Source organism: Microbacterium sp. NPDC055442 (assembly GCF_053644215.1).
In genome coordinates this window covers 464,671-477,980 of record NZ_JBSHLF010000001.1, presented here as the reverse complement: position 1 = coordinate 477,980, position 13,310 = coordinate 464,671, and the positions used below count along the sequence as shown (strand labels likewise).

Sequence of the window (13,310 nt, the reverse complement as noted above, 5' to 3'; positions counted from 1 at the left end):
GCGGGGAAGAGGCAGGTGAATGCGGCATGCTGGTGGACATGGTGATCGACGGTATCGACGTGCCCGAGGGTGGCACGGGCGCCGTGGATCGCGTCGGCGAGCTCCTGCAGCGCGTCGCCGCGGGGGACCAATCGGCCTTCGCACGGCTCTACGATCTGCTGTCGCCGCGCGTCTTCGGACTCATCGTGCGGGTGCTCGTCGACCGCGCGCAGAGCGAAGAGGTGCTGCAAGAGGTCTTCCTCGAGATCTGGCAATCCGCCGGGCGGTTCGCTCCGAACAGAGGACAAGGCAGATCGTGGGTCCTCACGATCGCACACCGCCGAGCGGTCGACCGCGTGCGAGCGTCGCAGGCGTCGAGCGATCGCGACGTGCGTGCGGGTCTGCGCGACCTCGGGGTCGCCCACGACTCGGTGGCCGAACAGGTCGAGCTCCGGCTCGAAGGTCGACGTGTCGCGACGGCGCTCGCCGAGCTGCCCGAAGCACAGCGCGAGGCGCTGATCCTGGCCTATTACGGCGGTTACTCTCAGAGCGAGATCGCGGCGCTCGTGGGAGCACCGCTCGGAACCATCAAGACGAGAATGCGCGACGGCCTGTCGCGACTGAGGATGCACCTGGGGGTGACGTCGTGAACGAGCAGGAATTCGCCGAGCTCTCGGCCGGCTACGCGCTCGGCGCCCTGTCGCGGGAGGACTTCACGGCCTTCCGAGCGGCGCTCGCGGAGCACCCCGAATGGTCTTCGATCGTGGATGCGGATGCCGCGACCGCGGCCGCCCTCGCCGGCGACACCGACACCGTGGCACCGCCGCTGACGATGCGTTCGACGCTGCTCGCGCGGATCAACGGCCTGCCGCAAGGGCTTCCGCCGCGCCCGCCCCTGCCGGTGCACCGCGCCGTCGTCGAGTCCGTCGCCGCTCCTGAGCTCGAGACGGGCCTCGGGCCGAACGTCGCGCTCGGCCCGGGGGTTGCGCTTGGACCGGGGTCTGCGCTCGGCCCGGATGTCGCACTTGGACCGGATGTCGCACTTGGACCGGATGTCGCACTTGGACCGGACGTCGCGCTCGGACCGGCGGTCGTACGCGAACCCGAGGCAGCGCCGACGACCGAGACCGACACGGTGACGTTCACCGAGACCGACGCCGACGCTGAGGCCGAGACCGGGACCGGGGTCGAGACTGAGACCGGGATCGAGACCGAGGCGGCGCCCGGCGCCGAGACTGAGACCGGGATCGAGACTGAGGCTGCGCCCGACGTCGAGACCGAGACCGGGGTCGAGACGGAGACCGGGATCGCGACCGAGGCGGCGCCGAACGCCGAGATCGAGACCCAGACCGAGGTCGTGGCGACGGCCGAAGCCGTCCCGTCGCCCGAACCGGCGCCCGCGCCCGAACCGGAGCCGGAGCCGCGCACGGACACCCTGACGTTCACCGGTCTCCTCCAGGCCGCGGGGCCCGATCGGCCGCCCGCGCGCGGCTCGGACGAGCCTCCGCCGACGACAGCTGCGATCCAGACGGTCTCGCGGCGCAACTGGACCCGTGGCCTGCTGGGTCTCGCCGCGTCGCTCGTCGTGCTCGTCGTGCTCGGCTTCGGCGCCGTGAGCATCAACGAATGGGTCAACAGGCCTCCCGCGGTCATCGCGCTCGCCGAGATCAAGGCGGCACCGGACGCCCAGTCCGCGACGGTCGACATCGTCGACGGGGGAGTCGCGACGGCGCACTGGTCGGAGTCGCTGCGAAGCGCCGTGCTCGTCACCGAGGGCCTGCCGCCCATCGAGTCCGACGACACGTTCGAACTCTGGTTCGTCCGCGAAGGCGGGGCGGCCATCTCGGCCGGGGTCTTCGACCCCGAGGGCGAACAGACCACGGTGCTCCTCACGGGAGACCTGGAAGAGGGCGACACGATCGCCGTCACCGTCGAGCAGGCCGGCGGCTCCGCGAACGGCGAGCCGACGACCGACCCGATCGTCGCGATTCCGACGGTCTGACCCTGCGACTAGCGTGGGGGCGTGGCATCCGGCGTCCTCACCATCGACACGCTCGCGCACCTGCGCCGCGCGCGAGACCTGATCGATCGTGCCTACGCCGAGCCCCTCGACGTGCCCACGATGGCCGCGCGAGCCCACATGTCTCCCGCGCACTTCTCGCGCGAGTTCAAGGCGGCCTACGGCGAGACGCCCTACGCCTACCTGATCACACGCCGCATCGAGCGGGCGATGGCGCTGCTGCGGCGAGGAACGAGCGTGACGGATGCCTGTACCGCCGTCGGCGCGACATCGCTCGGGTCGTTCAGCTCGAGCTTCACCGAGATCGTCGGCGAGACTCCGAGCGCGTATCGCGCACACCCGCACGACGCGGCCGAGGCGATGCCGCTGTGCGTCGCGAAGATCCTCACCCGGCCCGCCCGCTACGTCTGAGGATCGAGCACGATCCGAGAAGCACCGGCTGGCGAGGGGTTCTAGCGTGGCATCCATGACAGTCCATCTCGCCTACTGCCCCATCACGGTCGACGACGTCGACGCCGCGGTGCCGTTCTATCGCGACGGTCTCGGCCTCGAGATCGTCAACGACGTCTCCTACGACGGCCACCGCTGGGTGAGCTTCGGCTTCGCCGGCCAGCCCGGTGTCGCCGTCGTCGTGTCCGATCCCACCGCAGGGCGCTCGCCCGACGACGGCGACGCCCTGCAGCGACTCGTCGTCAAGGGCTCGGGGCCGGGACCCTACGTCTTCTCGACCGACGATCTCGACGCGACATTCGAGCGCTTGCGGGCATCGGGCGCCGAAGTACTGCAGGAGCCCATCGCCCAGGACTGGGGCCCGCGCGACTGCGCGTTCCGCGACCCCAGCGGCAACCACATCCGCATCAATCAGACCTGACCGCCCGGTGGCGCGGGTAGCGTTGATCGGGTGAGCGACGCGTCGAGGGATTTCCACAAGCCCGTGCGGCGGCCCGCCGAGCTCTTCGACCGGCTCTTCGCCGCGGAAGACCCCGCCGAGGTCTCGCGCGTCGCCCATTCGACCGCGCAGGGCCTGCTCGCGCGGGCGCGCACCGACACCTCGGGCGCCGTCGTCGACCGCCTCGTGGCGTTCACGGCGCAGCACGGGATCGACGACATCGCCGAGCTGTGGTCGCGGTCTCCCGCGAAGTCGCTGCCCGGAGCGCTGTGGCGGTTGTACCTGCTGCAGCTCATGATCCACGACGATCCCCACACGGCGGCGTTGCTGTACGACCGCGGACGGGTCGAGATCGGCTCGGCCGATCCGGTCGTCGCGGGCGCACCCGCACCGGCGGGTCCCGACGAGCTCGTCGCGCTCATCGACACGATCCTGCGCGGCCTGTTCGAGGGGGACTTCGCCGTCGCGCTCGACCGCGCGGCCGCGTTCTGCCGCGTGCACGCGTCGGGAGCGACGCACCTCGCCGACGACTACGAGCAGACCGAGCCCGAACGGGCCTCGGCCTTCACGACGCGCGCTCTGCGCCTGTCGACGTACGCCACCGACCTCGTGGCAGCCGCTGCGCTGTGGCGGCGCGACGCACTCGTCTGACGACGGCGAACCGGATGCCGGCCGAAGCGGCGCCGGAGAAGATAAGTGCCGGGCCGCAGAACGCCTCTCGGCGCGAGGCCGCTCGTAGCGGCAGAAGATGGAGCCCGGGGTTACTGCGGCCCGGCCGATCAAGTGTAACCGAGGCGCGACGAGGGGTATTCCCTGGCCGTAGGCTTCAGGGCATGACCTGGCGATTCGCGCTCGTGATCGACCCCGCGGCATCCGAAGACACCCGTGCGGACTTCTCCGCGACCTTCCGCGAGGTCGAACCATCGGCGCCCGCGCTCAGCATCGGAGAGCTCAGCACGCAGCGCGGCGACGGGGTCTTCGAATCGATCGGCATCGTCGACGGCCACCCGCAAGAGGTCACGGCGCACCTCGAGCGCCTCGCGCACTCCGCGCACGTGTGCGACCTGCCGTACCCGAACGTCGACCAGTGGCGACAGGCGGTCGTGGTCGCCGCCGAGCACTGCCCGAGCGAAGGCGAAGCCGTCATCAAGCTCATCCTCAGTCGCGGCGTCGAGCACGGTCCCGCCCCGACCGCGTGGGTCACGGCGGCCGATGCACCCGACAACACCGGCGTCCGCGAGCGAGGTGTGCGCGTCGTGACCCTCGACCGCGGATACGACAGCAGCGTGCCCGATCGCGCTCCGTGGCTGCTGCTCGGAGCGAAGACGCTGTCGTACGCCGTCAATATGGCGGCGATCCGCGAAGCGCGCAGGCGCGGCGCCGACGACGCGATCTTCGTCACGACCGACGGGTACGTGCTCGAGGCGCCCACGGCGTCGCTCATCCTGCGGCACGGCGACCGGTTCCTCACGCCGCCCCCCAACGGATCGATCCTGCAGGGGACGACGCAGCTGAGCCTGTTCGAACACCTCGAGCGGCAGGGGTACGAGACGGGCTATGAGCTGATCGCGATGGGAGCCCTCGCCACAGCGGATGCCGCGTGGCTCGTCTCGAGCGTGCGACTCGCGGTGCCCGTGCTCGCGATCGACGCGGTCGAGTTCGAGGTCGACGGCGAGCTCACGGCGGCGTTCAACGCGTACCTGCTGTCGCCGCGGGACTGACCGGCATCTCGATACGCGCTTCGCGCTACTCGATGACCGGTGGGTGCGGTCGTGCTACGCGATGAGCGGTGGGTGCGGTCGCGCTTGGCGGTGACCGGGTGGGTGCGGGCGCGCTACGCGATGAGCGTGTGGGTGGGGCCTGGGGCTCAGCCGAAGCGGCCGGAGACGTAGTCCTCGGTGGCCTTGACCGCCGGCGTCGTGAAGATCGTGCGGGTGTCGTCGTACTCGATGAGCTTGCCGGGCTTGCCCGTGCCGGCGATGTTGAAGAACGCCGTCTTGTCCGACACGCGCGACGCCTGCTGCATGTTGTGCGTCACGATGACGACCGTGTAGTCGTTCTTCAGTTCACCGATGAGCTCCTCGATCGCATAGGTCGAGATGGGGTCCAGGGCCGAGCACGGCTCGTCCATCAAAATCACCTCGGGCGATACCGCGATCGCACGAGCGATGCACAGACGCTGCTGCTGCCCGCCCGACAGGCCCGAGCCGGGCTTCTCGAGCCGGTCCTTGACCTCGTTCCACAGGTTCGCACCGCGCAGCGCCGACTCGACGAGCGCGTCGGAATCCGACTTGGACATCCGCTTGTTGTTGAGCTTGACCCCCGCGAGCACGTTCTCCTTGATCGACATCGTGGGGAAGGGGTTCGGCCGCTGGAAGACCATGCCCACCTGGCGGCGCACGACCACGGGGTCGACGTGCGGTCCGTAGAGATCGTTGCCGTCGAGCAGGACCCGCCCTTCGACCCGGGCTCCCGGAATGACCTCGTGCATGCGGTTGAGCGTGCGCAGGAAGGTGGACTTGCCGCAGCCGGACGGGCCGATGAACGCCGTCACGCTGCGCGGCTGGATATCGATCGAGACGCCTTCGACGGCGAGGAAGTCGCTGTAGTAGACGTTGAGGTCACTGACTTCGATGCTCTTGGACACGTGGGTTCCTCAGTTGGCTTTCGGGTCGGGATGCCGCTCAGCGGCCGAACTTGGGGGCGAACCGCTTGGCGATGAGTCGCGCGAGCAGGTTGAGCACCATGACGATGATGATGAGCGTCAGAGCTCCCGCCCACGCGCGCCCGAGGGCCGCGTCGATATTGGTGCCGGGGTTGGAGAACTGCGAGTAGACGAAGACCGGCAGCGTCATCATGGGCTGATCGACCAGGTTGAGGTTCAGCGAGTTGGTGAACCCGGCGGTCAGCAGAAGCGGGGCGGTCTCGCCGATGACCCGCGCGATCGAGAGCATGATGCCCGTCGTGATCCCCGCGATCGCCGTCGGCAGCACGACCTTGGCGATCGTGAGCCACTTCGGCACACCCAGGGCGTAGCTCGCCTCCCGCAGCTCGTTGGGCACGAGACGCAGCATCTCCTCGCTCGAGCGCACGACGACGGGGATCATGAGCACCGTCAGCGAGAGGGCTCCCATGATGCCCATGTAGCGTCCGGGTCCGATGATCAGCGTGAACAGCGCGACGATGAACAGACCCGCGACGATCGACGGGATGCCGGTCATCACATCGACGAAGAACGTGATGGCCTTCGCGAGCCGGCCCCGGCCGTACTCGACGAGATAGATCGAGGTGAGCAGACCGATCGGCACGGAGATGACGGTCGCGGCGAGCGTGACCAGGAGCGTGCCCCAGATCGCGTGCAGGCCGCCGCCGCCTTCACCGACCACGTTGCGCATCGTCCAGGAGAAGAACGTGGGATCGAAGCGCTGGATGCCGTTGACGACGACCGTGAACAGCAGCGAGATGAGGGGGATGAGCGCGATCGCGAAGGCCAGGCTCACCAGGATGGTCGCGAGCCGGTCGACGGCGCGGCGGCGGCTTTCGACGATGCTCGACATCACGATGACGATGATCGCGAACAGGACGAAGCCGACGAAGAGCGCCGCGGCGATGTTGAAGTCGCCGACGTCCTCGCCGATGTTCAGGATGGCGAAGAAGACGAACGACAGTGCCATCGTGACGGCCAGTGCCGTCCACGGCAACCACTTGGGGAGCTGACCGGCGGTCAGCGTGTTGACCGTCGCGGGTGCCGTCGCACGGACGGTGGTCATGGGCGCGGCCATCAGTTCGCTCCCGAGAACTCGGCCCGGCGGCTGACGATCCAGCGCGCGGCGGCGTTGACGGCGAACGTGACGATGAACAGCACGAGACCCGTGGCGATGAGGGCGCTGACGCCCGTGCCGTGCGCTTCGGGGAACTTCAGCGCGATGTTCGCGGGGATCGGTGTCGGGTTCGTCGCGGTGAGCAGTTCGAAGCTGATGACCCCGGACGCCGAGAGGACCATCGTGACGGCCATCGTCTCGCCGAGCGCGCGCCCGAGCGCGAGCATGGCGGCCGAGACCATGCCGCCGCGTGCGAACGGGAAGACGGCCATGCGGATCATCTCCCAGCGCGTCGAGCCGAGCGCCAGCGCGGCCTCTTCGTGGAGCTTCGGCGTCTGCAGGAAGACTTCGCGGCAGATCGCGGTCATGATCGGGAGGATCATGACCGCGAGGACCAGCGCCGCGGTCAGGATCGTCCGGCCGGTTGCCGACGCCTGGCCGCTGAACAGCGGGATCCAGCCGAGGTTGGCGTTGAGCCAGACGTAGAAGGGCTGGATGAACCCCGAGAAGGTGAGCGCTCCCCACAGGCCGAACACGACCGAGGGGATCGCGGCGAGAAGGTCGATGATGTATCCCAGCACCGACGCGATGCGACGCGGCGCGTAGTGCGAGATGAACAGCGCGATGCCGATCGCGACCGGGGCGGCGAAGATCAGCGCGAGAATGGACGACCACAGGGTTCCGAAGACGAGCGGAGCGACGTACTCCACGAAGCTCCGGCCACGCAGGATCGAGTTCTCCGCGGGATCCTCGGTCAGGGCCGGGAGGCTCTGGACGAACAGGAAGACCGTGACCGCGGCGAGCACGGCCAGGATGATGATGCCGGCGCCGAGTGCGGTCCCGGAGAAGACGGCGTCGCCCAGCCTGCGCCGGGGGCGCGGCGTGCCCGTCCGGGTGGCTGGGGGTTTGGTTGCGGTGGTCATCGTCTCCTCATCGCGCAACGATCTGTCGGGGGATGGTCGGGTCGGGGCCGACCCAGGCGATGCCCCAGCCGCCGTATGACGGCGACTGGGGCATCGTTGCGGTGTGCAGTTGTGGTCAGCCGATCAGGTCGATCGCGGCGGTCAGCCGGTCGCGCAGCGAGTCGGAGATCGGAGCGGACCCCGCGGCATCCGCGGCGATGTCCTGGCCCTCAGCGCTCGTGACGAACGTGAAGTACTCCCGGACGAGGTCGGCCGTGGCCGCGTCGTCGTACGACTGGCACGCGATCAGGTAGCTCACGAGCGCGATCGGGTAGGAACCTGCCGGCGCCGTGGCGGGGTCGACCTCGAAGACGAGGTCGCCGTCTCCGCGACCCTCCGCGAGAGGCGAGGAGTCGACGAGCGCGGCAGCGGCCTCCGACGAGTACGGGACGAACTCGCCCGACACGCCGACGGCGATCGTGCCGAGACCGTCCGCCTGCGATGCGTCGGCGTAGCCGATCGTGCCGTTTCCGTTCGTGACGGCGGCGACGACGCCCGACGTGCCCTGAGCGGCCTCGCCCGAGTTGAGCGGCCATTCGTCCGACGCCTCGTGCGGCCACGCGTCGGGCGCGACGGCCTCGAGGTAGGACGTGAACGTCTCACTCGTGCCCGACGGGTCCGAACGGTGGACGGGCGAGATCGCCAGGTCCGGCAGCTCGACGTCGGGGTTGTCCGCCGCGATCTCCGGGTCGTTCCAGTTCGTGATCTGCTCGTTGAAGATGCCGCCCATGACCTCGGGGGTCATGTTGAGCGAATCGACGCCCTCTAGGTTGAAGATGATGGCGACGGGGGAGATGTAGACGGGGACCTCGACGATGTCGTCCGTCGTGCAGGTGCCGTTGCCGGCCCATCCGCCCGCAGAGATCTCATCGTCGTTGTATGCGCGGTCCGAGCCGATGAAATCGCTCGCACCCTCGAGGAAGTTGTCGCGGCCGACGCCCGAACCCGTGGCCTGGTAGTTGATGGTGACGTCGGAGTTCGCCGTCTGGAACGAGGCGATCCAGGCCTGCTCTGCGGCATCCTGCGACGAAGCGCCCGTGGCGTTCAGCGTGCCGGTGAGCGACGAGCCGCCCTCGGACGCGGTCGAGTCACCGCCGGTGGCGGGCTCGTTTGCTGCGCAGCCGGTGAGGGCGAGGGCCGCGACTGCGGCGACAGCGCCCACCTGGGCGATGCGGGAGATCTTCACTGTGTGAATCCTTCACGTGTTCAGAGATGGATGCCCGTGATGAGGGGCTTCGGGTGGGTGCCCGGTGCGGGGCACGCACTGAACGTAGGAGTGGACTCTTAAGAGAGTCCGCTCAGAAGGTGAACAGCAGGTGAACGGGCTTCAGGCTTTCGGCTCGTGCGTCTCGATCGCGACGATGCCCGATCCGGGATTCTCCAGCGGCAGGTGCACGACGGAGAACGCGCCGGGATCGAGCGCGGAGGCACTCCCGAGGTACGACCCCCGCAGGGTTCCCGTCGCGAGGGCCATCTCGCTCAGGATCTCGGGCAGCACGGGACCGTGGCTGCACAGGACGGCGGGCTTGCGCGACCGCACACGCTGCCCGACGATCGTCCGCGCGTCGGAGTCGCCCTTCTCCCACGCATCCTGACTCAGAAGATCCGACGTTCTGACGTCGCGATCGAGCGCCTTGGCGAGGGGAGCGACCGTCGAGACGCACCGCACGGCCGGGCTCGACACGATCCTGCGCGGCCCGAACGCCCGCAGCGGACCGACGAGGGCCTTGGCCTGCTTCTTGCCGCGTGGGGAGAGCGGGCGGTCCGTGTCCTCGCCGTCCCACTCGTCGCGCGAGAGCGCTTTGGCGTGCCGCAGCACGATGAGCGGAAAGGTGCGCAGGACGCCTTCTTCGACGAGCCGGATGAAGTTCTCGACGATCTCGACGTCGACGGGATAGCTGAGGCGCTTGAGGGCCTTCGCGGGCGAGATCCACTCGAGACCGGCGATCTCCTTGTTCGGCACGAAGGCCGAGGTCCGGATCGCCGCGTCCGTCGCCTCGGCCGCCCAGTAGTGCACGATCTTGCGGCGCTTGTTGGGCAGGCGATAGCTCGAGACGCCGACGGGCACGCCGAGCACGACGCGGATGCCGGTCTCTTCGAAGATCTCCCGCGCGGCCGTCTCGGCGAGCATCTCGCCGGGATCCACCTTGCCCTTGGGCAGGCTGAAGTCGCGGTAGCGCGTACGCGCGACGAGGAGCACCTTGAGCTTGCCGTCGACGAGCCGCCACACGACGCCTCCGGCCGCGTACACCGCGGTGGGCGTCATCGGACCACGCGCGCCCGGCGCCGGCGCTGCACCGTGCTCATGGTCTTGTCCTGCAGATCGACCAGGGGCGTGCCGTCTTCGCCGAGGTGGTGGCGGGTCCACACGCCGTCCGCGCCGAGGTGCCACGAGCTCGTCGTGTCGGCCATCGCGAGGTCGAACAGGTCGGTCAGTTCCTCGATGTGCGCGGGTGCCGCGACGCGCACGAGCGCCTCGACGCGCCGATCGAGATTGCGGTGCATCATGTCGGCGCTGCCGATGTACACCTGCGGGTCGCCGTTGCTGTGGAACGCGAAGATCCGCGAGTGCTCGAGATACCGGCCCAGGATGCTGCGCACCGTGATGTTCTCGCTCATGCCCGCGACGCCGGGCTTGAGCGAGCAGATCCCGCGCACCCACACGTCGATGGGCACGCCCGCCTGGCTCGCGCGATACAGGGCGTCGATGATCTGCTCGTCGACCATCGAGTTGACTTTGATCCGGATGCCGGAGGGCTTGCCCGCCTCGGCGTTGCGGCGCTCCTTGTCGATGAGGCGCAGGAGCCCCTTGCGCAGGTGCAGGGGTGCGACCAGGAGCCGCTTGAACTTCTTCTCGATCGCGTAGCCGCTCAGTTCGTTGAACAGGCGCGTGAGATCGCGACCGACCTGCTCGTCGCACGTGAACAGGCCGAAGTCCTCGTAGATCCGGCTCGTCTTGGGGTTGTAGTTGCCCGTGCCGATGTGCGAGTACGAGCGCAGGCGGCCCTCTTCCTCGCGGATGACGTGCATGAGCTTGCAGTGCGTCTTCAGACCGACGAGCCCGTAGACGACGTGCACGCCGGCCTTCTCGAGCTTGCGCGCCCACACGATGTTGTTCGCCTCGTCGAAGCGCGCCTTGACCTCGACGAGGGCGAGCACCTGCTTGCCCGCCTCGGCGGCGTCGATGAGCGCCTGCACGATGGGGCTGTCGCCCGATGTGCGGTACAGCGTCTGCTTGATCGCGAGCACGTGCGGATCTTTCGCGGCCTGATCGAGGAAGGCCTGCACGCTCGTCGCGAACGACTCGTAGGGATGGTGCACGAGCACATCGGCCTTGCGGATCGCGGCGAAGATGTCCGCCCTGCCGTTCTGCTCGACCGGCTGGAAGGCCATCGGCGTCGTGGGCACGTGCGGGGGATAGCGCAGCTCGGGACGGTCGAGGCCGCCCAGCGCGAAGAGCCCGCGCAGATCGAGCGGACCGGGCAGGCGGTAGACCTCCTGCTCGGTGATGTCGAGCTCGTCCAGCAGCAGCGCGAGCGTCACGTCGTCCATGTCGTCGGTGATCTCGAGCCTGATGGGCGGGCCGAAGCGCCGGCGCAGAAGTTCCGCCTCGAGCGCCTGGATGAGGTTCTCGGTCTCGTCCTCTTCGATCACGACGTCTTCGTTGCGCGTCAGGCGGAACGCGTGGTGATCGAGGATCTCCATCCCCGGGAAGAGGTCTTCGAGATGGTGCGCGATGAGCACTTCGAGCGGCAGGTAGACGACCTGGTCGCGGGCGCGTGACACTTCGACGAAGCGCGGGAGCATGGGCGGCACTTTGAGGCGCGCGAACTCCTGCCGCCCCGTGCGGGCATTGCGGATGCGGATCGCGAGGTTGAGGCTCAGCCCCGAGATGTAGGGGAACGGGTGCGCCGGATCGACGGCGAGCGGCATCAGGACGGGGAAGACCTGCTCCTGGAAGTACTCGTACAGCCGATCGCGGTCCGCCTCGGCCAGGGCGTCCCACGTGACGATCTCGATACCGGCGTCGGTCAGGGCGGGCTTGACCAGGCGCGCCCAGACCTCGGCGTGACGCAGCTGCAGCGCGTGGGCATCCTCCGAGATGTCGGCGAGCACCTCCTGCGGTGCGCGGCCGACATTCGTGGGCACGGCGAGTCCCGTGATGATGCGACGCTTCAGACCCGCGACGCGCACCATGAAGAACTCGTCGAGATTGCTCGCGAAGATGGCGAGGAAGTTCGCGCGTTCCAGCACGGGCAGGGTCGGATCCTCGGCCAGCTCCAGAACACGCTGGTTGAACGCGAGCCAGCTCAGCTCGCGATCGAGATACCGGTTGTCGGGAAGCTGCGCGTCGAACGTCTCGCGGAAGTCGAAGTCGTCATCGTCTGCGTCTCCGAGCCCCGCGTCCAGGGCCTCGTGTTGCATCATGCCTTCATCATTGCAGGGCGACCCCCGCCCTGCGCACGCGTTTCAGCGGATGCCGCGTTCCTCTGCCGGCGCCCGCTCGGGTGCCGCGGGCACCTGGTCGTCTTCGGCGACGGTGAAGCGGTAGCCCACGTTGCGCACGGTGCCGATGAGCTGCTCGAGGTCGCCGAGCTTGGCACGCAGGCGCCGCACGTGCACGTCGACCGTGCGCGTGCCGCCGAAGTAGTCGTAGCCCCACACCTCGCTCAGCAGCTGCTCGCGCGTGAAGACGCGAGACGGATGCGTCGCGAAGAAGTGCAGGAGCTGGAACTCCTTGAACGTCAGGTCGAGCGGCTTGCCGCGCAGCTTCGCGGAGTACGACGATTCGTCGATCGTGATGCCGGAGGTGTGCACGCGCGCGGGCGCATGCTCTGCCGTCGCGCGTCCGATCGCGAGGCGCACGCGCGCGTCGATCTCCGCGGGCCCCGCCGTCGTGATGATGACGTCGTCGATGCCCCAGTCGGCAGAGACGGCCGTGAGGCCCCCTTCGGTCACGACGAGCACGAGCGGCGCATCCAGTCCCGTCGTCGTGAGGATCTTGCACAGCGACTTCGCCGCGACGAGGTCGGCGCGCGCGTCGACGAAGATGACATCGGCGCGGGGCGCATTGACGAGCTGCGCCGGTTGGGCGGGGATCTGCCGGACGCGGTGACTGAGCAGCTCGAGCGCGGGCAGGACGGCATCTTCTGGCTGCGTCGAGCTCAGAACCAGTACCTCTGCCACGAACGTCCTCCCTCCGGACGTGCGCATCAGTGTACGCCCGTGCCGAGCCCTGTTCCGACTCGGCCGTGCGCCGGATGCGCGTCGTGCGCGACAATGGGACGGTGTCCGCTCCCGAACTCGCCCCGCGCCGCACGGTCGGCGGCATCGTCGCGGTCTGGGTCGTCGCCGCCGTCATCGGCGTCGTCGTCGGACTCTTCACGGGCGACGACTGGCGGGGCGCGTGGCTCGCGGTCGGGATGGGCGGATGCCTCGTGCTGGCGTTCGGCATCCAGCTCGTGTCGGGCCGCTCCCAGGGCTTCACGCGCCGCGTCGCGGCGAGTGCGCTCGGCGCTCTGGTCGTGTTCGGCGTCATCAGCCTCGGCTTCGGCCTGGCGACGGTCGTTCCCGGCTAGAGTGTGACGCATGGATCTTCTCGCGCTCGAACTCTTCTTCGTCGGGCTCCTGGGGCTCGC

14 protein-coding genes are annotated in these 13,310 nt (G+C 68.9%); 7 read left to right on the top strand and 7 right to left on the bottom strand.

All coding sequences use genetic code 11. The features are described 5' to 3' along the window. Positions 1 to 26: 26 nt before the first annotated feature. From sigK to ACWIBS_RS02315, 6 genes are all read left to right on the top strand, one after another. On the top strand, positions 27 to 629 hold the full coding sequence (gene sigK, locus ACWIBS_RS02340) for an ECF RNA polymerase sigma factor SigK (RefSeq protein WP_376128578.1): 603 nt from the start codon (positions 27 to 29) through the stop codon (positions 627 to 629). Next, positions 626 to 1,981 (top strand): anti-sigma factor, encoded by a 1,356-nt coding sequence (locus ACWIBS_RS02335; protein ID WP_376128580.1) that lies wholly within the window; start codon positions 626 to 628, stop codon positions 1,979 to 1,981. The genes sigK and ACWIBS_RS02335 overlap by 4 nt, the downstream gene beginning before the upstream one ends. A gap of 21 nt (positions 1,982 to 2,002) precedes the next feature. Beyond that, positions 2,003 to 2,410: a helix-turn-helix transcriptional regulator gene (locus ACWIBS_RS02330; RefSeq protein WP_376128582.1), complete on the top strand. Its 408-nt coding sequence runs from the start codon at positions 2,003 to 2,005 to the stop codon at positions 2,408 to 2,410. A gap of 55 nt (positions 2,411 to 2,465) precedes the next feature. Further along, positions 2,466 to 2,870, top strand: coding sequence for a VOC family protein (locus ACWIBS_RS02325; protein WP_376128584.1), 405 nt, complete (start codon positions 2,466 to 2,468; stop codon positions 2,868 to 2,870). Positions 2,871 to 2,900: 30 nt separating this feature from the next. Further along, complete coding sequence (locus ACWIBS_RS02320; protein WP_376128586.1) at positions 2,901 to 3,539, top strand: DNA-directed RNA polymerase subunit beta; 639 nt, start codon at positions 2,901 to 2,903, stop codon at positions 3,537 to 3,539. Positions 3,540 to 3,721: 182 nt separating this feature from the next. Beyond that, positions 3,722 to 4,609 (top strand): aminodeoxychorismate lyase, encoded by an 888-nt coding sequence (locus ACWIBS_RS02315; protein ID WP_376128588.1) that lies wholly within the window; start codon positions 3,722 to 3,724, stop codon positions 4,607 to 4,609. 146 nt (positions 4,610 to 4,755) lie between these two features. Here ACWIBS_RS02315 and pstB read toward each other — a convergent pair whose 3' ends face one another. The 7 genes from pstB to ACWIBS_RS02280 form a co-directional block, all read right to left on the bottom strand. Beyond that, positions 4,756 to 5,535, bottom strand: coding sequence for a phosphate ABC transporter ATP-binding protein PstB (pstB, locus tag ACWIBS_RS02310; RefSeq protein ID WP_376128589.1), 780 nt, complete (start codon positions 5,533 to 5,535; stop codon positions 4,756 to 4,758). Between the two features lie 37 nt (positions 5,536 to 5,572). After that, complete coding sequence (gene pstA / locus ACWIBS_RS02305; RefSeq protein WP_376128591.1) at positions 5,573 to 6,658, bottom strand: phosphate ABC transporter permease PstA; 1,086 nt, start codon at positions 6,656 to 6,658, stop codon at positions 5,573 to 5,575. Positions 6,659 to 6,669: 11 nt separating this feature from the next. Then, the gene (pstC, locus tag ACWIBS_RS02300) at positions 6,670 to 7,632 is read right to left on the bottom strand and encodes a phosphate ABC transporter permease subunit PstC (protein WP_376128593.1); all 963 of its coding nucleotides are present in this window, start codon (positions 7,630 to 7,632) and stop codon (positions 6,670 to 6,672) included. Positions 7,633 to 7,747: 115 nt separating this feature from the next. Further along, positions 7,748 to 8,857 (bottom strand): phosphate ABC transporter substrate-binding protein PstS, encoded by a 1,110-nt coding sequence (locus ACWIBS_RS02295; protein ID WP_376128595.1) that lies wholly within the window; start codon positions 8,855 to 8,857, stop codon positions 7,748 to 7,750. A 141-nt stretch (positions 8,858 to 8,998) separates the two neighbouring features. Then, positions 8,999 to 9,937 carry an NUDIX hydrolase gene (locus tag ACWIBS_RS02290; protein WP_376128597.1) on the bottom strand — a complete coding sequence of 313 codons (939 nt, stop codon included), beginning with the start codon at positions 9,935 to 9,937 and terminating at the stop codon, positions 8,999 to 9,001. Continuing rightward, entirely contained in the window at positions 9,934 to 12,099 is a 2,166-nt protein-coding gene (locus ACWIBS_RS02285; RefSeq protein ID WP_376128599.1) for an RNA degradosome polyphosphate kinase, read from the bottom strand. Before ACWIBS_RS02285 ends, ACWIBS_RS02290 begins: the two co-directional genes overlap by 4 nt. Before the next feature lie 42 nt (positions 12,100 to 12,141). Continuing rightward, positions 12,142 to 12,858 (bottom strand): response regulator transcription factor, encoded by a 717-nt coding sequence (locus tag ACWIBS_RS02280; RefSeq protein ID WP_376128601.1) that lies wholly within the window; start codon positions 12,856 to 12,858, stop codon positions 12,142 to 12,144. Between the two features lie 101 nt (positions 12,859 to 12,959). Between ACWIBS_RS02280 and ACWIBS_RS02275 the strand changes: the two genes are divergently transcribed. Continuing rightward, the gene (locus ACWIBS_RS02275; protein ID WP_376128603.1) at positions 12,960 to 13,250 is read left to right on the top strand and encodes a hypothetical protein; all 291 of its coding nucleotides are present in this window, start codon (positions 12,960 to 12,962) and stop codon (positions 13,248 to 13,250) included. Positions 13,251 to 13,310: the final 60 nt, after the last annotated feature.